This window comes from Paenibacillus thalictri, assembly GCF_004307995.1.
GTDB classification, from domain to species: Bacteria; Bacillota; Bacilli; order Paenibacillales; family NBRC-103111; genus Paenibacillus_AF; species Paenibacillus_AF thalictri.
In genome coordinates, this window is sequence record NZ_SIRE01000004.1 from 453717 (window position 1) to 476101 (window position 22385).

The 22385-nt window shown below is 47.1% G+C and carries 15 protein-coding genes; 6 read left to right on the forward strand and 9 right to left on the reverse strand.

Annotated features, from left to right (window positions below; translation table 11 throughout):
* Positions 1–3 precede the first annotated feature (3 nt).
* The gene (locus tag EYB31_RS06420; protein ID WP_131012451.1) at positions 4–1410 is read left to right on the forward strand and encodes a 5-methylcytosine restriction system specificity protein McrC; all 1407 of its coding nucleotides are present in this window, start codon (positions 4–6) and stop codon (positions 1408–1410) included.
* A gap of 372 nt (positions 1411–1782) precedes the next feature.
* Here the strand turns inward: EYB31_RS06420 and EYB31_RS06425 are convergent, their stop codons facing one another.
* The 7 genes from EYB31_RS06425 to EYB31_RS06455 all read right to left on the reverse strand — a co-directional run bounded on the left by EYB31_RS06425 (position 1783) and on the right by EYB31_RS06455 (position 15785).
* Positions 1783–2181 (reverse strand): hypothetical protein, encoded by a 399-nt coding sequence (locus EYB31_RS06425; protein ID WP_131012452.1) that lies wholly within the window; start codon positions 2179–2181, stop codon positions 1783–1785.
* A gap of 86 nt (positions 2182–2267) precedes the next feature.
* Complete coding sequence (locus EYB31_RS06430) at positions 2268–3068, reverse strand: phosphoadenosine phosphosulfate reductase domain-containing protein (protein ID WP_240762124.1); 801 nt, start codon at positions 3066–3068, stop codon at positions 2268–2270.
* Positions 3069–3101: 33 nt separating this feature from the next.
* Positions 3102–6470, reverse strand: a complete 3369-nt coding sequence (locus EYB31_RS06435; protein ID WP_131012453.1) for a hypothetical protein — start codon at positions 6468–6470, stop codon at positions 3102–3104.
* The gene (locus tag EYB31_RS06440) at positions 6449–7336 is read right to left on the reverse strand and encodes a DUF4007 family protein (RefSeq protein ID WP_131012454.1); all 888 of its coding nucleotides are present in this window, start codon (positions 7334–7336) and stop codon (positions 6449–6451) included. Before EYB31_RS06440 ends, EYB31_RS06435 begins: the two co-directional genes overlap by 22 nt.
* A gap of 9 nt (positions 7337–7345) precedes the next feature.
* Positions 7346–12502, reverse strand: a complete 5157-nt coding sequence (locus EYB31_RS06445; protein ID WP_165452257.1) for an FtsK/SpoIIIE domain-containing protein — start codon at positions 12500–12502, stop codon at positions 7346–7348.
* Positions 12495–14096 carry a hypothetical protein gene (locus tag EYB31_RS06450; RefSeq protein WP_131012456.1) on the reverse strand — a complete coding sequence of 534 codons (1602 nt, stop codon included), beginning with the start codon at positions 14094–14096 and terminating at the stop codon, positions 12495–12497. The genes EYB31_RS06445 and EYB31_RS06450 overlap by 8 nt, the downstream gene beginning before the upstream one ends.
* An 18-nt stretch (positions 14097–14114) precedes the next feature.
* A complete protein-coding gene (locus EYB31_RS06455) occupies positions 14115–15785 on the reverse strand; it encodes a hypothetical protein (RefSeq protein WP_131012457.1) in 1671 nt (556 codons plus the stop codon).
* Between the two features lie 172 nt (positions 15786–15957).
* Between EYB31_RS06455 and EYB31_RS06460 the strand changes: the two genes are divergently transcribed.
* Positions 15958–16296 carry a helix-turn-helix domain-containing protein gene (locus EYB31_RS06460; RefSeq protein ID WP_131012458.1) on the forward strand — a complete coding sequence of 113 codons (339 nt, stop codon included), beginning with the start codon at positions 15958–15960 and terminating at the stop codon, positions 16294–16296.
* Positions 16297–16368: 72 nt separating this feature from the next.
* On the opposite strand, the gene EYB31_RS06465 is transcribed toward EYB31_RS06460, so the two are convergent.
* A complete protein-coding gene (locus tag EYB31_RS06465) occupies positions 16369–17244 on the reverse strand; it encodes a phosphorothioated DNA-binding restriction endonuclease (protein ID WP_131012459.1) in 876 nt (291 codons plus the stop codon).
* Positions 17245–17436: 192 nt separating this feature from the next.
* Here EYB31_RS06465 and EYB31_RS06470 point away from each other — a divergent pair, with 192 nt between their 5' ends.
* From EYB31_RS06470 to EYB31_RS06485, 4 genes are all read left to right on the forward strand, one after another.
* Complete coding sequence (locus EYB31_RS06470) at positions 17437–17634, forward strand: transposase (protein WP_131012460.1); 198 nt, start codon at positions 17437–17439, stop codon at positions 17632–17634.
* A gap of 231 nt (positions 17635–17865) precedes the next feature.
* A complete protein-coding gene (locus tag EYB31_RS06475; RefSeq protein ID WP_131012507.1) occupies positions 17866–18711 on the forward strand; it encodes an Rpn family recombination-promoting nuclease/putative transposase in 846 nt (281 codons plus the stop codon).
* 302 nt (positions 18712–19013) lie between these two features.
* On the forward strand, positions 19014–19217 hold the full coding sequence (locus EYB31_RS06480) for a hypothetical protein (RefSeq protein ID WP_131012461.1): 204 nt from the start codon (positions 19014–19016) through the stop codon (positions 19215–19217).
* Between the two features lie 511 nt (positions 19218–19728).
* Complete coding sequence (locus tag EYB31_RS06485; protein ID WP_131012462.1) at positions 19729–19995, forward strand: hypothetical protein; 267 nt, start codon at positions 19729–19731, stop codon at positions 19993–19995.
* A 415-nt stretch (positions 19996–20410) separates the two neighbouring features.
* Here EYB31_RS06485 and EYB31_RS06490 read toward each other — a convergent pair whose 3' ends face one another.
* Entirely contained in the window at positions 20411–22330 is a 1920-nt protein-coding gene (locus EYB31_RS06490) for a hypothetical protein (protein ID WP_131012463.1), read from the reverse strand.
* Between the last annotated feature and the right edge of the window lie 55 nt (positions 22331–22385).

Here is a 22385-nt window from a genome sequence, read left to right on the forward strand (position 1 = left end):
CCCATGAAAAATAAGCTTTTCCCAGGAAACGACTGGTCTGTCCTCAACAAATTGCCAGACTGGCTGACAGACCTGGACCTCAGCGACCGGCATCATCCTTACACCAACCTTGGAATCTATCAGGATCAACAAGGCCGTTACCTTGCGAAGGGATATGTCGGCGTATGCAGGCTAAAGGCAAACGGCAGAAGGGTGCTCGATAAAGAAGGACGGGAGTGCATCCTGCGGGTAGTGCCTCGTTTTCCGGGACTGGAGCCACTCGCCATGTTGAATGAATTGCAGGACGATGACGAATTCGCGCAATATTTAATGCCGGAAAGGGCGCTTTTGAAGGGAAGCACGGAGGAATCCAAGGATATCCTGGACAATGAACTGTTTTACTTTTATCCGAATGAACCGCTGATCCCTTTAGCTCATGAGGCTATGAAAGACAGCAGCCTATTAACGGTTATGCTTTTTCTTAACGGCTTGAAGGCGGTGTGCAGGAAGCCGCTCATGGGATCGATGCAGCAACACGAGGAGAATTTAACCGGCAAGGTCAAAGGTAAAATACTGGTATCCCCTAATATTAAACATAATGCGGCGAGAGCAAGAGTTGAGCGTATATATTGCCGGTATCAAGTGTATAGCATGGACATCCTTGAGAACCGGATTTTGAAATATGCGCTCCATAAAGCAAACCGGTTTTTGAATCGATTTTTCAGCCATGTCTCAACGGACTCACTGCAGAAGATCAGGCAAGCGGTACATTATTGTAATAAGGCACTGGAGCATGTAAGCCTGAAGAACATAACGGAAGCCGAGCTCAGATCCGCCAAAGCCGCCGGGTTTTACGCTTATTACAAGCCGGTGCTGGAGGCCGCGAAGATGGTCATCAAAGGCATCTCGATTCGAGCCGACGGCGAAGTGGAGGATGTAGGTTACATTACCCCATATGCCATCAATATGCAGAAGCTGTTTGAGTTTTATGTGAGGGCGGTGATCAAGCGAGAGTTGAAGAAAAACCCGGATTGGCATATATCGCTTGAGCCTTATTTTAAACCGCATGAGATTCACCGCAACGAAAACATTTACTTGATGAGAAATGTCCGGCCCGATATTGTGCTCAAGTACATGAAGCTTGAAGGGGACCAATCTGAAGCTAAATATATCGTATTCGATGTAAAATATAAGAGGAGTGACAACAAATTTTCTGCAAGGGAAGATACTCACCAGCTCCTGAGTTATCGAATGTTATTTGATGCGGAGCATATCGGGTTCCTATTCCCGAATTGTGTAGAAAGCAGCCAGCCCACCGAGATTGTCTCGCGGCAACATACAAAAACTTACTATTATCAATTCAAGGTCTCTTTAGAAGAGAAAGGCTGTGCAAAGCTATGCCAGTTTCTCGGAGGTATTGGCAGTTCTTGAAGCTTTTGATATGAGACCGCCGCGGCGGTCTTTTTTTTGTTCATGTGCGGTTATACATAGTTGGAGTAGATGATGGGATGGACGTTCCTTCGACAGCAGCTTGCGGATGGGGGCGACGAACCGCTCCTTCTCCCTCCAAGCTGTGTTACTATTGTCGTTTGATCTTACATACCTTCACAGCGTCTCCCGGCAAAGCCAACAATGACTCCCCCTTGCCTCGGCCTACTCCTGCACGTGCCGTGTATCCTTCCTTATGCGTATCGCTTCCGCATGCTCTTTTCGATAGCCGAACCACCTGCTCAAAATGCTCAAGCATTACCCGCAACGCACAAAACACACGCTTCCCCTCAAGGACTCGGAGTGAGGTTCTTCTTAATAAGATATTAAGTGCCCCCAATAATACACTCTTTTCCCCTCACACCTTGCCATAGCTGCACCAGACAACAACTTCGCCGTTTTCCGATCAATGAAGCCGTCGGTGGTGTACGGATTGTAGTACGCCTCCCGCAGGGGGGCATCTCCGGCTCCCAGCATCTGTAACCCACGCTGGAATCGACCTCGGACGAACGCATGCACGTTCTTCTCTTTGTCGCGGCGTGCACGTCGCTGGCCCGAAAGGCGAACGACAAACGTGACGTTGGTGACAACAATGCTGTCAGCGTAGCCGAGAATGCGCTTCGTTCGCGCATCGCGGATGGAAAAACAGCATTTGTAGAAATGATAGGCAATCAGCACAACCTGATCTTCTTGCAAAAACGAGAATTCCACCATACCCTATCACCCGTTTCTTTGTGATAGTTACTAGTATGCTGGAATTCACTGGTTTTATAACCGCGGCAGCGAGTCATTCGGCATATTTATACTGTACACACACAAGGCACGGTATCTTCTTCCATAGCGGAGTAAGACGCCGCTCCTTCACGCTCGAGCAACTCACGGTATTCACGGAGCGTGTAGGGACCACCGTTTTTTTTCAAAATCGAGACGTCCTTGTCAAAATGCTCCCGAAACTGCTCTTCCATTTCTTCCTGTTCCCGGTACACATCCGGCCACGTCTGCAACAGATGAGCGTAGTGCTGAAAGCCGCCACGGACACAACGTCCACCGCAGTTAGCATGAGAGAAGCCCAGCTCATACATAAGAGGCAGCTTAATTCCCCATTTGTCTTCGATAATTTTCTTTGCATCAACCTCTTCTCGGAATGTCGTGATTAAGGGAAACCGAGTCTCAACAGGCTCGAGCGGGTAGTGCTCGTAGAAGTTTTTGAGATTGACCGCACGGTGCTGCTCATGGCGTCCGATACCGAAGTAGAGCACAGGCTCAAGTTGATGGTCCGAACGTAGTTCCTCAAGGAAGATGAGTGTTTGCCGCACTTTCAGCTCTTCCGAGCACTTGGCCAGCCTTGAATTACCCATGAAACGGTAGTCGTAAAATACCTGCTCCGGCGTCCGCCCGTCAGTACGGTACGTAATTTCGAGCCCCAGGTAATCCGCAACCTCATGCATAAATCGATAATTATCTTCATGCTCCCACAGCGTGTTCGTAAAAAAGAGCATGCAGTTCTCCTTACCGTACGTGTTAACCATATGATAAGCGACATACGCGGAGGATGCTCCCCCGCTGTACATGGCAACATGGATGGGTTTGCGTTCAACCATAGTCAGCTCTCCCTCCTTGGCTGTAAGATCAGCTTACACTTCCTGCAATAGCTTCATTAGTAGTTGCTTAAGTTCCTGGGGCGGCACATCGCGGCCTCCATGTTTGAGAATGTTTTTCACATTCGCATACAGTGTCTGCGATTTCTTGGAAAGTGGCTGCGTCAGATCGACTTCGGCGCTCATCCCTGCAGCCACCTGTATCGCCGGCAGCAACAGCTCCCATTCATACTTCATCTGTTTGCCAAAAAGCTCCTGCGTCGCGTCCGACCATGCTTTCCGCCCTACTCCCACCATATGCTCAATGAGTCCCTCCAGCAGTCGTTCCTCCATACCTGCGCCCAGCGGCAACGTTTGTAGCCGACTATTAAGCCCTATTGCGGCGCCGCGCAGCCGCAATAGTTCCTGCACGAACGCCGGTGCGGAATCTACACCGGCCAAAGCGAACAACTCGCTTTCCAATTGAGCCCGATTCATGTCCATGAAGCCCTCTAGCTCAGTGCGAGCTTCAACCAGCTGTGGCTCCATCGCGGCGAGTAACCGGATGTTCCGGTACGGATCCGTCTCCGTCGCGCGGATATATGCCCGAATCTGCTGCGTCCCCGTAGACAACTGGCTCGTGATTTGGGCAAACATCGGCAGCCCGCGCAACCAAGCGAGCATAACGTCCGTAACACGTAAGAAACTTGTCGCTTCCTCCACGGGTAAGCCAAAATGCGCACCAATGCGGGCAAGCTGCCCTTTTTCCTGCGACGTCAGAATGAAGTAGCGGTATTCATAATCGTCTGCTCGCTCAATCAGCTCATAGACGGACTCGCCGTTTAGGTGCGTAGTAAGCATATCTCCGGCATAGAATAGCAGTTGCTCCCAATGCCCGCGCAGCAGCGCCACAAACAGTACTGGAATGACGGCTGCGCGGATGCCGTAGGGCGGCTCTTTCAAAATGCGCACGAGGTCAGCTAGCGAGCCAAATGGCTTCTGTCGGATATGGTTAATCAACTCCATAGCCAAAGGTTGCAAGCCAGAATCCGGCTGTAGCCCCCCGCCTGGTTCACACAGAAAACCGTTGTTCTTCAACGTGCTGACATAGATGAGATAATTTGGTCCGTATCCGGTGATACCGAGGTTTGGCTCCTCCGGTTGACAGATCAGTCGGTTGATGACATCGATGACAGCCCGTTTCTGAATCGCAGAGATGCGATTGCGGTTAAACGCCTCATTGCGAATTTGCGGCGTACCCGTATACGTATTTTCTAGACGCTCCGAAAGCAATCTTTCCAACTCAACGACAGAGCGCAATTCACGATGTTCTCCATTTACCCACCACCTCAACTGCTCAAATGACACATAGGGTTCCACGAATTGCCGAATTCGTGAGCTCGTCTGCTGCTGAAGATACTGAAGTTCATTCTTCAGCCGGGCATCCTGAGCCGTGAAAGAGCTGTCCTGGAGCAGTGCTTCGATAACCGCATACTGCCTCAGGCTCGGCCACACGCGTTCAGCCACGAATGAAGGAATCGCGCAAATTTGCTCAAGTTTCAGGCGCTCTAATTGTGTCGCTCCTTGCTGCATTTGCTCCTCATCATCAAAAAGGACGAGCAAAACCTCGTCATCCGCTAACGCTGGCGTGGACGGAGCGACCTCCTGCTCCAGTTGATCGAACCAGACAAATCGATACGTAGCATAGCGAAGCATATACATCCGATCGTTGTATTCATTGGGCAGCACATACGGCGTCGGCAAATGCTTACCCAACAACTCGACCGCCGCTTTGCGGCTCAGTGCCAGCGTCGCCACACGCTCGGCAATGACATTGTCGATATCCACTGAGCTGCCGTCATGTAGCTCCCACTGCAGTCGCACCTCGTTGTAGCGCACAATCTTGAGCGCTGCCAACTGCGCAAGATTTTCCACCACTTCGTCAACAGCTACACCAAGTGCAAAAGCAATGAACGCTGCGCTCATCTGCTGCTTCTGTGCCAGGCGGCTGACTGCGCCGAGCGTCAGCAGGCGGGCGATACGTGTCTGTAACGGAGCCCTCCGTGCCAGATAAGGCGCGATCCGGCGATACAACAGCAACGCCGGCTGATCGGGTTGGTCCGCGTGATCCATGTCGAAGTAGCTGAACAGCTTGTCCGCATAATAGTATCCGTCTTCCTGGGTAACGTGGTCACGCAATCCGTAACGCTCATCGTCGCCATAGAAGGAGAAAAGCGTTCGTTCATTTTGACCAAACACATTGGATAAGAACGGTAGTATAACAACAGCTGCAGGATGCAGCGGATACAAGCCCTGAAGGATGTAATTTTCCAACTGGTAAGGTGTGAACTCGGTGAATAACGGATAGCTCTGCAGATTAGCAAAAGTCTCTTTCTCTGCTGCCGAGATCAGGCTATGTGCATTGATTTCGGTTCCCGCCTCCTGGGCAAGACGCAAATAAGTGACAGCGTCTGTTTCCAACTGGTAATGACGAAAGCGTTTTTCCACCTTTTCAAACTCGGTACGAATCTGTTCTTTGCTTTGTGCGGCGTATTGGCGGATATGCTTGTGACCGACCAGCAGCAGTTGCAGATTCGGCACGCTGTTCGCGAGCTCTGCCAAGTCCTGCAAATCCTGCATGTTGCGGATCGCATCCTGTGGCCTCAGTGACTGCAGGAAGCGCCCGAATTCATCATAGACAAGCGTAATACCTTGTCCATGCTGCCTCAGCTCCTCTAGCAAGCGCTCGATATTATAGGTAAAATGTTCTTCATGCCCCACGCTCCAAGCTGTACCCGAGGTCACACTAGGATAGAAGTCGATGAACGCCGCGATTAGCTCCTCACTGTACCCTTGCACCTGCCGCAGCCACTCTGCCTCTTCGAGCTTCAGGCTAGCCAAATGCTCCCGAAACGCACTGTATGCATGGGGATACAATTGTCTCCAACGCTCCACCGTGGTGAGAATGCTGTGAACTTCGTTCGGCGTCGTCACGTTCAACCCTGCCTGCTGCAGCGCTCTGTGCAACGCAGCGTTGATGATTGTCCGTAGCTCCCCCGATTTGCCGTTAATGATCACGGGCAGATAAGCCAGCGATAATGGCGGCAACCGCCGCAGCCGATCAGCCAGTATCTGATCGTAGCGGTCAGCCTGCCGCAGCAGCTTGTCCCACCAATCGGCGTTAAACTGGCGGGAAAACAGTTGGCACACAATCGCCGAGACTAGCGACTTTCCGGTCCCATAGGGGCCGACCAGCAGATGGGAGTGCATGCCCTCGGGACTTTCCACACTTTCCAGAATGCCTCGTAGCACATCTGCATGCGAAGTAGACAGCAAATAGCGATCTATCAGGCTTTCATTGGTAAGATCAAACTGTATGTTAATACTTGCTTTATAACGAGCCATTACCGCGCCGCCGCCTTCCATTCATAAGCCTTCTCCAGGAACGCGTATGGATCTTCGGCTTCAACCGTTAAGTTGTAGATCTGGTTCGTTCGTACGAAATGCACTGGATAGCGGGGATCTGCTTCCAATTGCGTGAGCGCATCAAGGATATGATTGGAGCTCAAATTGAACATTTTGCCCCACAGCAGCGGTTTGTATTGTAGCTCCTCCAATGTCACACTGCTAACCTGCGATCTCTGGCAGTACACCAACAATGCAAAGTAGAGCGCTTCAATGCTCACATCCATCAGCTCCGGTGTCCGCTTCACGAACTGCTCTTTGATTTCATGCAGCAAATGCAGCCCGGTGAGCGGGCTTGCCACTACTTCCTCGGGATCGTCCTCTTGACGCGAGCGAATCGTGTACAGTTGCCTCAGGCAGTCGAGGTCTTTTTTGAGCGAGCCCGCGGAAACCGTCTTGCTCGTCTGTTGCCGTGTCCACTCCGTGAGAGCTGCATGCAGTTCCTCATTCGTTGCGGAGCGAGACGCATATTCATTAAAAAACCAATACCACGTCGTGGCCTGATCCCGATTCGATGCAAGAAAATAATGCAACAGCCCCGAGGTTAGCGGCAGCCGGATAAAGCGGTCGTGCCGATGCATCAACTGGCCGAACGGAGTGATGACGTTAATCGGCCGACCTTCCTCGTTCTTCGCTTCCGCGATCACACCCGTCGCCAGCGACCAGAACTTCAGCGACTTCACCATATTACGCCCCAGTCCAATGCGTTCAAAGCCGAAGTCGTCGTAGAAAAACCTTGCGCCCTGCTCATCCTCGAGCAGCATCCGGATCGCTTTTGACAACCAATTCACCCGCAAGTAGAAACTCTGATGATGTCCAAAACGCATAGAGCGAATTCATCCTTCCCAGCGATCTTCGTTAAAAAATTTAAGCAACGCGTTCTGTACGCTATCGGTCAGAAAAGGACTCTTGCCCCGTAGCACGTCAGGTTGATCCAGACGGGCGAGGAAATCACCCTTGCCGCCGAGCCGTTCCGCTCCTTCCTCGTCCAAAATGATTTTCGACGCGTGATGATCCGTCGCCCTTAGCGCCAGTCTTGCCGGCAGGTTGTTGCGGATATTGGTCGGCACGATATCGGCTTTCGGGCTTTGCGTACAAATTAGCAAATGAATGCCTGCTGCGCGAGCCTTGGCACCCAAGCGAGTGATGGCGCCTTCAACACGGCTGCTTAAGCTTTTATTCTGCAGCATGAAGTCAGCAAACTCATCAAACACGATAACCAACCTCGGCAGCTTGGCGCCGGTTGCTCGATTATACTGATCGATGCTGTTCACATCCGCTTGTTCAAAGCGCGCATACCGCTGCTCCATCTCGTCAACCAGCCGTTCCAGCATAGTGACGGCTTCTTCAATCTCAATAATGACCTGCAAAGTGTGTCGCTTGTTTTTATATTTGCTGAATTCGACCTTCTTTGGATCAATGAAAACAAATTGCACGTGCTGCGGTTCATACAAGCACATCATGGCGAGAATGATTGAATTGATCGTTACACTCTTACCGCTGCCCGTCCTCCCCCCTATCAACAAATGTGGAGTCTCGGGACTGGAGAAATCCATGTAGATCATTTCTTTCAATTGACCAACGCCAAGCGGTGCTATTAACCGACCTTCCAGTTCGTTGGCCAGCACTTGTGTTCTCACCTGCTGCATGAAGGCCTCGAAATAAACAACAGCCGGCTTATAGCGATTAATGTCAATGTTGATTTTACCGCCTCTAATCTTGATTAGCGGCGGTCCGCAGTCCAACCAAAGCTGAATTTCCTGCGCTCTGCTTTCAATGCTGCTGAAGGGCTTATCGATCGGGATTTGCAGCATGATACGAATGACACTCACGCCAACGACCGTGTCCGTAATCGTGATACGAATGCCGAGCTGATGGAAATTGGCGCGCAGCTTGCGGTGGTAGCCTTCGACCAACAACGCGAGGTCTTCGTCTTCACCGGCAATCGGAGCAAGCTCACCGGCCAATGCCAATTGCTCAGGATTGACCGCCTCAGATGGCGCCTTGGCGGCAGCGACCAACGCACGAGCTTCACTCAGCTCAGCCAGGGCATAGACTGTTTCTGCGCTGCCTATGCACTCAGATTCATCAAACCGCTCGATTTGCCCAACAGTACTAGCTATTTCTTTGCGCTCTTCAAGCCGTTCGCTCGCTTCGTCAAGCTCTGCCGTCCTGGCCTGGCTCGGCAATTCTGTCGTCAGTTGCCGAGCATTACCTTCTTCCTCGTCCTTCACTTCCGTAAACGTCAGCTTGCCTGCTACAATCTCTTCGGCTTGTTCGACTTCCGAATAATCCGGATCAATACTTTCGGCCGAAGCGCCAAGCGCTTTTAAAATATACGACCGGTTATAAATATGATTCACAAATTCGTTGTACAATAGCTCCGTCTGATATCCACCTTGATGATCTGCCATCAACGTGCGTTCAAGCAGATTTGACGTGTACACGAACGTATCGATGGCCCCAGCGAACGACACGTCAATTTGTTGCAGCGAAATATCCTGCAGTTCCTTAAGCAACACGGAATGTTCCACCGAATATACACCAAACTCGAGCAAATAATAGACAAGCTCCTTGCGCATCAACTCGGCGCTTGCGCTCAACTGCTCAAAATCGAACCGGTTGCGGTAAAGCTCAAGCCCCGCCCGCACCTGCTTGATGGCATCGTAGCGTTCCGCCTCGAAGCTGCCATAAGCTATAAATTTCATTTCGATCAGATCAAAATGAACCCTGATGCGTTCTCCGTCACGAGTAATGCGAGTGCCGACCAAATCCGGTCGCCGCTGGGAACCGTGAAACCATGGTAGCTCGTCACAGACCGACCAAACTGTCAGCGCATCCCCATCAGTCCGCACGCGGGCCTGCGTGGATAAATACATGGCCATCAGCTCATGCGCGAACTTGCCCGGTCCTATCGCCCGAAGCACGACGCCTCCGGAAATTTCCTGAACCTTCTCGACCGCTTCTACTAACTTGCGGCGATCAATATGATCGTTCTTGAGCAGTACCACGAACTTCTGATACAACCGATCGTAGTAAGCGTGGTCCACTGTGCCATGGACTAGCTTCCGAATATACTTGGAGGACGAGAGAATCGAGCGAAATTCTTTATTCTTACCTACTTTGGATTTGTACTTGATGATTTGCGCTTCCGATGAAACGTTGCGCAGCAGCGATTTATCTAAATATCGGTCAATGAACAACGACCAGTTGAAGGTTTGGTGCATAAAGGTAATAAGCGAAGCATCCTCCGTACGGTGCAGGGAGATCACATTACGCAGCAAGAAATGCTCCTCGGGCTCCATGACCTGATTCGTCTGCAGCACCGCCTGCAGCTGATAGAACAACTGCAGCACTTTCGGTAGCTTCTCGCTGATGAAGCTGATCTTTTTGACTGCATCGTCCTTCTTCATGGGTTCTTTGTAGATTGTCTCAAACCAGTCTGTGGAGGGCTCCACTCGAACTTTCTCCAGCTTGTACTGAATGCCTGCGGTTTGGCCAAAATAGTTGACCAACACGCCAATATCGGCGTCCTGAATCGCTCCTGTAATACTTGCCTTGATCTTGTTAATTTCCTGCTCGGCAATAATCTGAATCTCTACTCGTGGAAAGCCGTTTACCTTCTGTATGTAAGATTCTTCCTGAGCCAGCCAGCCATTCAAGGAAGCATGAAGTTCAGCGCCGCATTGATCACTGTGAATCGTCGCCTTGATCTTCCTGATCGACGTATGTCTCAGCACGGTATCAATAGCTTTAACGATATATTTGGCATGTGAACAGTAAAGGAAGACGAAGTCCAAGCAGTCCTTGGCATAAGGATACACTTCCAAATAAGTCTTTACCGTGCTCAGAAACTCTTCGGCAAACGTGTCGACCAGTTGGTCCTCCCCGCTGCGCTGTCCATTCAAGGTAAAGACGCCTTCGCCCATGCTAGCCTGCCGCTCGATCAGGTACTGATCGTTTGTCCCTTCCAGGACATAATAAACAGGCGAAAGATGCGCCGTCGCTTCAGCGATGCTCTGAATGTAATCGCTCAGATGGCCCGCCGCCAGCCGCCCTTCAGACAAACCGTCCATCCACGCGAGAAGTTCCAGCTTCAAACGAGCCATCCGTTTGGCATAGCTAATCAAGCGAATCGGATTCAGCAGCGTCAGCGTGCGCTCGTGAGGGTAACCCACTTCATGCGACTGACAGCTCAGTCGATCAATCGCTCCCAATAAGCCCACATACTGATACACATCCCTGGCAAGGATGGACGTCTGAATGCCGGTCAGCACTTCTTCCAGCGCCTGTTCCAATGCATCTACGTCCAGGCTACCCAGACCATGTACCACGATTTCTTGTAACAAAGCGGTATATCCCGTCAAGAAGCTGACAAAATGGTCGTAGGCAATTTGCGTCTTGTGTTCCCCCCTAGCCTGCTCGGTAGCGATATATCCAGATACCCGCTTCCCTACCTCAGCCAGCACATCCACTTTCTGAGTAACCCGGCCGGCGTATTCGCGGACGTAAGGCACATGTCCGTTTTCCTCCAGCACGCCTAACAACGCCGCCAATTGGCCGCTGCCAGCTTGCAGCAGCTTGAATTTCTTTTTGATGGCTTTGTCTCTGGCAACAAGCATCAGTTGAAACGAAACATCGCTCTCCTTGTCCTTCTCACCGATGGCCTCCTCAAGCGATTTGGCGTCAAAATGTATTTTGCCCGTCAGTTTCTCCAAATGACCTAAATGGAAAGCGAGCATCTTGCGCTGTCCCTCGCTCACCTTGCTTGCAACTTTCAGCACAAAATGTGTCTGCGCCGGCTCAAGCATATCCTCCTCACTGAACTCCTCCAGCAAGCGGAAACTTTCCTGCAGCAATGCCTCGGACAGCTCTGTATATTCATGCAGTTGGCGCTGGCGTTCTGCAATTCGTTCCAGCTCCTTACGCAGCGGCTTATTCTCTTGCAATTCCTGTGTGAATTCGTCCAGAAACGACTGGATTACATCAGGGTTGTTGCCCTCATCAATCGCTTCCAGCGCTTCCGCCAGTATTTGCTTCTGCTTCGCATCAAGCGGTGTGCCCAGTGTATCCGTGAAATCTCGGAGCTTCTCCGGCGTTTTCTGCTTTTTTATTTTGAAGGACAGCGCTTGATGTGCCACCTCAAATTCATAATACAAGAACTGCGGTTTGTGATGATGGATAAAGGACAGCGCTTGTTCCTTGAAAGCGTCCGGTTCGACACTCTCCCAAACCTCATGCAAGTATCCATTTTCCTCTTCTTTGGCAAGAAAGGCATATAAATTCTCAATCATGTCTTCCTTGCTTGCCGATCTACCGTCTTTCTCCAGGCGGGCCAGCTGGTAATTTTTGCGTAACCTCTGCTCCCCTTCTTTAGAGAACTTTAGTGAACGATCACGGAACAACTGCAACTGCGGCAGATTACGATTGATATTGTCCACCATCGACTGCTCGGGATGACATAAAACCGCCTCAAGAAACAACAAGACATTGCGTAACTGGGGCTCAGCGATTTTGGCATATAGAACAAAAAAATTGCGAAGCATCTCCAGCTCCTGACCGTAGATACCATACGTCTCAGCCAACATGTTGTACAGGATCGACAGACCCTCTGTTCGCATCAATCTGGCTTCATCAATCGTGAAAATGTTTTCCAAACTCTGTGCCTCAGCTGAATGCTCCGTCATCGCAATAATCAATGCATGACCGGCTGCCGTATTGTTGCGTAACCATGTGCTTGTCTCATGCTCACGGCACCCATAACGTTCGAAACCCGCCACGGGAGAGAGCGTGCGAATTACAGGCTTATAGACAGCCGCCAGCTCGGCCTCTGCTGCCTGCAGTTCACCAATTACCGCTGGCCAGACTGCTTCGTCGACACCAGATATTTTGATAAACAACTTATCGCCGTTCTGATTTTTCTGTTCCTTGCTGTACTGCCTGACCAATTCCACTATCCACTTACCAAGCAGCACCTGATTCGAATTAGACATAGCTGCCCTCCATCGCGCTGGCATAAGGATTGTGAATCATCGCGGTCGCATCTGAGAATTCCACCAACAGCCCATTAAGCTTGAGCTTACTGCGGAGCGCCTTCTCATTTTCCTGAAAATACCGCACATTTAGCTTCGATCTGGTATAGAGTCCACTGCTCTTTGCCTGCTGTTCGCCGATCACGATGTGATAATCCTGGTAGAGCGTCTCAAGGAATTCGTGGTATTCCATCTTTTCCTTAGGCCTTACCTTCGTGAACACAAGCATTTGCAGAAACGAATCCGAGATCGTGTACCGGTAATTTGCCCCTGAACCCCGACGGAACGTCGCAAAGCCCCCATCACGTGAAAGTGTACGTGTAACGTTCAGTTGGTGCTTCTTCATTTGCTCAGACACCGCTTCGCGTACTTCCGAATACAGCTTCGTCAACACATCATCGGTCGTGACGCACTTGGCTAGTACACGTTTGATCGCTTCTTTGCGTTTGACCATCGATTTGAGACCCAACTTATCGATGAACGCATCAGGATCCAACTTCCAAGCCGGGAGTTGTTCTGCAATCTGCTCAGGCTGCCCTACCGCATGCCTGAAGTTCTGCTCAAACTCGCGTTCAAAACGACTTTTTATTAAATTCTCATGCTCGTCAAAAATACGTGCAGACTGCTGAAATAACGGTTTATTACCGCCTTCCAGACAATCGCAGAAATACAAGTGGTCCGAGTCCTCTTGCAGCGAGCGCTCATGCATGTACCGGGCTAACTGGAAACAAACAAGCGAGGTCAGCAGATGAAACATATCCAGAATTTCGATATCGACCAATAACAATCGCTCAAGCTCATAAGCAAACTGCGTGAACAGTTGCTTATTCTCCTCGTAGGCTGAAGAAGGCAGCATGGGTACTTCATCCGGAGCATTCTTCCCGGTCCCTGTTTTTTTTGCATACAACTGCCCTCGCTCTTCTTTCTCACGAATTTCAAAGGCACCTGTAATTTTCTCCACCACTTTTTCAATGGCCTTGTTTCTTGTCAGTAGATTGGCAATGCGCGATTCAATAAATGCCCTGCGCTGAGGCTCTCCATCTGTCCCATGCGACAGCATCAAGAAATACAATTCCCCGCCACGCGCATAGAAGTTTCGCTCCGATTGCAGCTTCTTTCCTTTCTTACGCATTTCTACATATAAAAGCGACTGATGAAGAGGGTACAGCGACTTCGCATACCACGATCGGTCCGCTTCCTTGCCCGTTAGGTTATAGAGGATGACTTCCTGGTTACGCAAAAATTGCTTCAGCGCATAGCGGTCCGCTTCCGGCACCGCTTGTGACAACCTCATTTTTTCTTCCTCGTCAAGCACCAAAGTATCCCCGCCGCCGCCCGCCTTGACTCCTTCAAAGATGAATTTGCGCAGCCCCTCCGACTTGCGCCGAATATAGGAATCACTGCTAAACGAGTAATCCGCACCAAACAGTACGTTCAGAAACTCAAGAACATACTCGGGCCCCCGCTGACTATCACGGAAGCGATGCCCCCAAATACGCGCCGATAGCTGTGATGTAAAATGATCCAGATCATTCGTTTGCTCCTGAACATCCATTCGGCTTGAACCCCCGTGTTAAATTTCGATTTGATGCGGCACATAGACACCCCTTCGATGATCCATCGCCAATATTTGCAGGCTGCAGTCATTCAGTTCACTTTGGCTGATAAGATCATTCTTGAACGTATTCAGCAGAATATCCACTTCCTGCTTCAGAGTGATGAACAAGCCCCCACTGGCGACCCGTAGCAAATATTCAAATACGGGCAGCTTGATTTCAAAACGAATGTCCTCAATCGTCAGCATTAGGCGGGAGGGTGCATAATCAATGTCCTCGCGCACTTGGTCCACACTAAGCTTTAACTGACTCTGAGCGAAATCCTGATGAATGAGCAGATTCTCACTCACGGCATATAGGCTTCTTTCCGAACGACTAACTAGCTTCTTGGCAAATGTATTATTCAATCCCTGAACTAGTTCCCGACGGACATTCATCTGCTCTTGTCGACTCATCAGGCAGTGGATGAACCTCGAGAAATGCTGATACGGCAGTAGCGCCTGCCGTGTCCCTCTAAGCCCCTCATCGTATTCAAAATAATACTTGCGCCTAAATTTCGGCATGTTCTCGAAGATGCGCTCCGGCTCAATATTCGGATTGTGCGTTCGATACAACTCGATGATTTTGCGATAGTACCCTTGCAGTAGATCAATCTCATCATCAAAAATCCTCGCATGGCTGTCGGCCACCTGCTTCTCTTCGCTTAGATCCCCGTTCAGGAGGAAATCATCCAACGATGAGATTGATACCTGTCCAGGATCAAGCTGTCGGAAATGGCGTACTGCCCCCATCTCACCACTGCTGATATCCGGCATTTGCACACCATAAAAGTTATCGTAATACGCCAGCCCCGCCTGCCGCTGAACCTCATCGCGATCGGCATTCTGTATATCACTGCACGTTAATCCGCCTGTGATAACATAACTGAGATGAATTAGAATCTCACGCATCGTCACATGGATACCCAAACAATCCACAAGCCGATACTGCTCAACCAAATTGCGCTTTACCTGCTCTTGGGCCAGCTTGCGATGATTGAGCGCGATGATACAGCGCTTCTGCTTGCTGCACATTTGGCAAGCTTGCCAGTATTCCTCTTTGTTCCACTCTTGCATAATCCGCTCTGCGTATATGGAAGATGTTACGTCCTGCAGGTTCACCAGATGAAATTGTGTATCGTTGGTTTCGTGATCCATAAACCGCTGTTCAACCTGCTTGTACAGCATTTGCAAGGACGGATGCTGTGACAAAAACTTCGTCAGTTTGCCCTCATTGGCTGCGATTAAATAGAAAAGGTTATCGCTGTGCCTGCATTCAATCTGCTGCTGCAGCTGCGTCAATTCACGCAAAATGACGAGCTCCGTGAGCTCGGACAAATCCTTGACGATCCGAATTCGACCATGCAGGAAAGGCACTTCCACAATGCCCTCCTCAGGCCATTCCGCCAGCTTCTCTGTGGTCAGATGCTCATACACGGTCCTGCACAACCTTGTTTTCCCGTCGCCCGCATTACCTGTCATTATTACACTCCGTGGAGCTTGCGCGAACAGCTCCCGGAGAAAACTTTCAATCTTCGTCGAAATACGAATGGTATAGGCGTCCGCTGGATTGGTGTACTCGTCATAAATTTTGGCGTGATTTGGCGAAAGCACATTGAATTGATCCAAATAAGTGACAAAAGCATTCATTTTGTGCCCTCCTGCAGAAGCAGCATAGTTCTGAAAACCCAATATATATAAATATTTGGGCCTATATCCCATTTTTAATATCTTAACACCATTAACCTATAGGTTCAATTTAAAATTTGGGATATGTTGTATTTATTTGTCGATTGCTATAGTCGAATTGGGTGATATATTGATGAGCTTTGATTATTCCATCATAGGCAAACGCATACGCAAGGCAAGAGAAAATAAAGGCTTCACTCAGGAACAATTAGCCGAGTCCCTAAGCGTTTCAAACGTATATGTAAGTAAAATCGAACGCGGTAAAACGCCAATTAATCTCGATCGGCTTTCCCAAATCTGCATGGTGCTCGAAGAATCGCCCGAATACATGATCGGCGGTGCTAACCATGCAAGCGAGGATTACTTACGTCACGAAATCATAACCATGCTCGAGGGCTGTTCCCCGGAGAAAATTAAGCTGATCTCTTCCGTGATCAAGCCAATCATCGATTACAAAGAGGGACCAAAATAAGCCCCCCTTCAAGAAAGAATAAAAAAGGAAGCCACGAACCGATTTCTCGGCCTGTTGCTTCCCTTTTCGCAGTTAGAATTGAAACTTCGCTGTCGTCCTTGCCGGTGACCGGAATACCTCCTTGAAATGCCACTGAATGTGACGCTCTCTTGGTTTGTAGTCTGGATGAATCGGCCGGCGGAGTTTGCTGCCGTGGTACCGCATCAGCCATTCCTCGAAGCCGTTGTTCCCATAGGCCTCCTCGGATACAAGCATCTGATGCTCCTCCGTAATCGTGAATACACCGCGATCAAACAACTTATGGTGCAGTGAGCATAAGGCGATGCCGTTATCTTCCACGTCCGGTCCTCCAGACTGATGCCACCGAATATGCGCCGCATCAACTGCCACGAGATTGCTTCCGAGACGCACATTGAATCCACAAATTGCGCAGCTATACTCGTAAGCTCGCAGAATGCGTTCACGAAAGTGCGGGTCGCGCGGTATTTTGGCTCTCGGTGCCAGCTCAAGCCCGATTTCTTCCAGAATATCCGCATGCATCGTCTCGGCGAAATGCTGCTGCAAGATCTGCTCCGCCACTTCGGCTATCAACACCGTGTTGTGTTGCAGCAGGCTCAATACCTCGGGCTGAAAACCTCCCTCGATTTTGTTCATGAGCAATTGCTTCTCCGTAAACTGTCTCTTATCTACATCCTGGCTCAAGTGCCAAATGCCATCGCCCGTCAACCGCACGAACGGCTGCTCGGGACTAGCCGCTCGCGGCGGTCCAAATTCCGCAAGCAACTTGGTTAACTTCGGCTTGACCTCCTTATACGGCAGCATCGCCTGCTCCCGCTGCAGCTGCGCGAGCGCATACAACACAAGCAGTGGCTTATGCGGCGCGCGTTGGCCATTCCTTTTCCAAATCGTCAGATTGGCGAGTCTGTTCTTCAGCTCCTCGACATCCATCGACCGCTCTCCTGTCTGCTTAACTTGTCACTATTGTATCATAGACAGCGGCCTCGGAAAGATAATTTTTCCAATTCCCAGTATCAAATCAAGAACCTCATTCCATCACCTTGCTTAGTCGCTACGTCACTATAACTTATTGTTCACTCTTCCTTGTCTCTACTCTATAGGAGCTATAGCTCATTCTACTGAGTGTCCTACAAGGACGTCAAACAGATAGCCAGCGACCTGAAACCACTTTACAAAGCACCCACCGAAGAGGCCGTTCAGTTGGAGACGGAACGGTTCAAAGAAACATGGAGAGATAAATATCAGCTCATTGTCAAGTTGTGGCGGCATAACTGGGATAAATTAACTCCCTCCTTCAAGTATCCGCCGGAGCTGCGCTAGCTGAATTACACCATGAATATAATGGAAGTTACCTTCGGTAGCTGTGTAAAGTGACCAAGGGTAAAAGCATTTTCTAATGGATGAATCCTTGCTGAAAATGCTGTACCTTTTACGATGGACAGAGTTTCCCTATGAAGCAATTTTTCCACTCCTTACCAAGATATGCTGATTATGCAACTTGAACAAGAACCATGCTATAATATTAATAAGTACGGATTGGAGTTGATTCAATTGAATGACCTTCTTGATCCCAAGAATGATTTTGTCTTTAAGCGAATATTCGGAAGTGACGAAAACAAAGACGTATTGCTAGCATTCCTAAACACTACCTTTATCGAAGCCGGTGAACCGCCACTGACAGAAATTCTCCTAATAAATCCCTACACTGATAAAGATGCGCCGCGCGACAAGCAATCCATTTTTGACATTCGAGCCAAAACAACAACCGGTGAACTGATCAATATTGAGATGCAGCTTTTTAATCAATATGATATCGAGAAACGGACACTTTTCTACTGGAGTAAACAGTATTCAGGACAATTGGAAGAAGGCCAGAGGTACCGCCAGTTAAAGAAGTGCGTAACCATCAATATTCTCAACTACTCCTTTCTACCGAATAATCTTTACCATAGTGTATTTCATTTGAGGGAAGACCACAGCGGCATCCCATTGAGTAACGATATAGAAATCCATATGATTGAACTTTCCAAACTGGATGAGCAAATTATTCCTATAAAGGGCGGATTGGTGAATTGGCTATTGTTTTTGAAAGGCGTTAGTAAATCAAACTGGGAGGTATTGACGATGAATGAGCCCGTGTTGCGTAAAGCTATGGATACCTTGGAGTTTTTAAGTCAAGATGCGGAAACTCGGCGCTTGTATGAAATGCGGCAAAAATTTCTACACGATGAAGCTTCCATGCTGGCTGGCGCAAGAGAAGAAGGAGAAGCAAGAGGGGAATACAAAAAAGCGACCGAAGTAGCCAAAAAGCTGCTAGCTAAAGGCACAGATATCGCTGCAATTGCTGATATTTCTGGACTCTCTCAAGAAGAAGTTGAGCGTTTACAGTCGCATTGAATAAAATTAGGCTAGTGGGTTTCTGTTACATCCAAATGTTATTGTGAAAGCGTGTTAGATCGAACCGGGGATTTACAAATGAATAAGCCCATGTTCTGTGAGACTAAGGATCGTTAAGATACAGAAGTGCAGTGTTTGTATGGAATATGTAAAAAATACCGAAAATTTGAATTTCCCATACTAACTGGTTCAAGAGAAGAAGGAGAAGTGGTAGGGGAACACAAAGAGGCGATTGAAGTTGTTAAAAAACTGTTAGCTACGGAACAGATATTGCCACTATCGTAGGGTCGTATTACTATGCAATGGCAAAAGGTCCGGAGCTCTCCCCTGATCAATACGTCCTTCTCAAAATCTTAAATGCTCGAACGGAAGATAATGTTCAGCACGTTGACGAAGTAGCTTTAATCGCTTTAATTAAAGTGATTAAAGCTACTGACGAAGCAACCAGAGAATTACTGAAATGCGAAAGCAACAACATCGTCTATCACACCGGGCAAGAAAAATAGCAATAGAGCTTAGAAAAAATCTGTTCTTCTGATCTTCAGCGAATGAAATGTATCAGCACTGTTATGGGGACGTTAATTGCACCGCGTCCCCATTTCGTCTCCAACAGCCATCTACACTCACTCAGAACCTTTATAAACTAAGTCACAAACGACCTTCACATGCACCGTATGCGGGAAGCGACCCCGTTGCCGCGGCATCTGTTATAGCCGCTTAATACCGCATAGAATCATTGTTCTTGCAGTCAGTTGTCTATGTACTCTATTTCTTTACTTGCCCTTATCACGAATTTTTGCGGCAGTTTTACGGCAGGTATTGCAGTTCTGTTTATTCGAACTCCCCATACACTTTTCGTCACGAAAGTGATATGGTGTTTATCAATCCAATATTCATCAAAAAATCAAGAAAAGGAATGATTTATCTTGCTAAAACTGAGGGACGCCGAAATATTTGGCTTCGAGATAACGGAGAATTACTATTTGTATCACCTCAATTATGCATTAACAACAGACCATGAAGAAGATTCATGGCAAGCCTGCCTGGCATACAAACAAAGAACGAAAGCAATGGCAGATGGATATCTATGAAGGTTCAGCTGCTCAATTAGATTCAAGAGAAAGTGATTTTCTTGATGCCTGTCTGAAAGCACTTAAGACTGAACTCAATGCACATGTGAAGATGCTTAAATCAACTAATGCCAAACCTGATCACGGAACTTTGTACAAATATTTGGTGGTAACGAAGGAAGAGAAAAATCAGCATGTAAAAGACCAAACTTAATTCGGTTCTGGTAGATTGTTTAGGCGAGAAGAACCAGCCTTCCCAATGAAATCTTAGGCTCGTTTAGGCGTACTAAGCAGAAGTATAATAATTCCCAAATGTGAATTTGCACTTTATTTCGACATGAACGAATCAAAGCGGCGGGGACGCAATAACACGCGTCCCCAACTAGAAAACTTTAATCTTGTTTCGAGTAGCCGTTAGACTTCAATGCTCAGCTTTAATGGTTACATCATGCCGCCCATGATTCAAGGCTGGTTTTATATAATTTTATTGTCCATTCTCCAAAAAACTCTTCATTATGTCGAACAAGCATAAAGTTTACGATGAGTTCGTGCTCAAATGGTGGTCGGACAATCACGAAACAGTAGTTAGCATATTTGTCGAGACGGTGAAGGAAAATTAGCATTTATCATTACAAATTTTTATTGACGACAGTCCCCATAAAACTATACACGCTCTTAAAGAAGTTATACGTATTCTCTTTCTCGATTATTGATTGTAGTACTTTTTTATCCTTAATGACATTTAAAAGACTATCAGCGACTCTATCCCTATATTTAATGCCCTGCATTTTATTACCCCAATACCCTCTAAGTTCCAACCAGCAGATATCTTCATTATAAATATTTTCCTTTAATAAAGTATAATAGTCACCTGAATTTTTTTCTCTATATTTCTTAAATAAATCATCAGTTTCATATTTTATTGCCATAAGTAATGCTGCGTCCATGATCTCCTTATTATCGAGCATTGTATTGATTTCTTTATCAATATGATATAAAGGGGCTTTACATGTACTATCAAATTCCTCATATGATATATTTTTTGCTTGGACATAAATATCATAATTATCATAAATCCCTTTTCTATTTACCGAAGCACGAATTACCCCTGCACTAAATTCAGTTCTTACTTGTTTATTCAAACTTTCAAAGAACAACTCATAATTCTTTTCAAGATCATTAAAGCACGATCTAACAGTATTGCTAATTTTTATTAACTTGTCTTTATGTGAGTCTTCAATTTGATTATTATGAAATATATTTAATTGACGGCTTATTTCTCCCAATTCCCGACTATATTCTTCATACATTCTGCTCAGCTTGTTATCAATAATTTTAAGAATAGATTTTCTCTCATTTTCATATTTTGAAAAATCAACACTTATTATTTCTTGTTCATCACTTTCATACTTTATACCAAAGAAGGAGTTATAAAAAAATACATTTTCCTCATCTAAACAAATATTTCTCCAGTTATTTATGGCTTCTTCTTTTTTCTTATCTTTACCATTTTCACGACCAACAGCTCCATTGGCTTTTGATAATTGTGCACCTTGCTCTAGACCCATAACAAAATTTCTATACTTTAGATCTTTGTTTTTTAATATAAATTGATTTTTGAGAAATCCCTCACTTGCAATATTACCAAAGTTTTTAATCTCGTCACACATAATACAAATATTATTTATATCCTTACAAATTTCTATTACGTCCTCACGTACACCTTCCCCATCAATTCCTCTTGTATCTCTGACAGAAGCGATAAAATCAGGAATATTCACTTCGATGTCTTGGTCGCTAATTGAAAGCAACATTTTAGAGGGATACGGTGCTCCTTCCATTTCACCATCATTTACTTTTTCAATAGTACTCTTTATCCAGTCCTCAATAGCATTCACCCCATCAAATATGAATGTTTTTTTCGTTCTGCTAGAATAATTAATTCTTTTCAAGATAGCCCTTTTAACTTGTGATTTACCATCCTCTTCATTATATTCTTCTTTTAGCACATCAAAGACATACTGGATTTGTTTTTCTTTATCTTTTAGAGGAACCCCCGACATATTTCTAATTGCTCGATGATCTTCGAGCGAAGATTCTAATTTTTCTTCGTTATCGCTATTAAATTTATTGAATAGTGCTGAGCAAAAATCATCTACCAACTCCGAAAATTCACTATACTCTAATTCCTGAATTTCGATTTTTGTTTTACTGTTACTAGTAAAGTAAATTATTGTTTCACAAAGTGTCGTTCTTCCTTCGGCAGTTTTTAATAACGGAATATCAATAAGTTTATAACCAATTTCAATCTTCCTCTTATCAACAAGACCTAATAAATTAGTAATTGCAGTAGACTTACCAACTCCAACTTTTCCGATGAAACACAAATTATACTTTTCAACAGAGCAAATTTCCTGTATGTAATTAATTCTATTAATTAATGGTTGAGTCATGGTTTTCACTATCTGGTTTATGTTTTGATTATTAATTATTCCATTTGCCATATTAAGATTTTCTAAGCACTTTTCAATTACCTCATATCGAAGCATAATTGTTACTCCTCCTTGATAATTTTACTTTTTGCTTAACACATGACTCTCACGT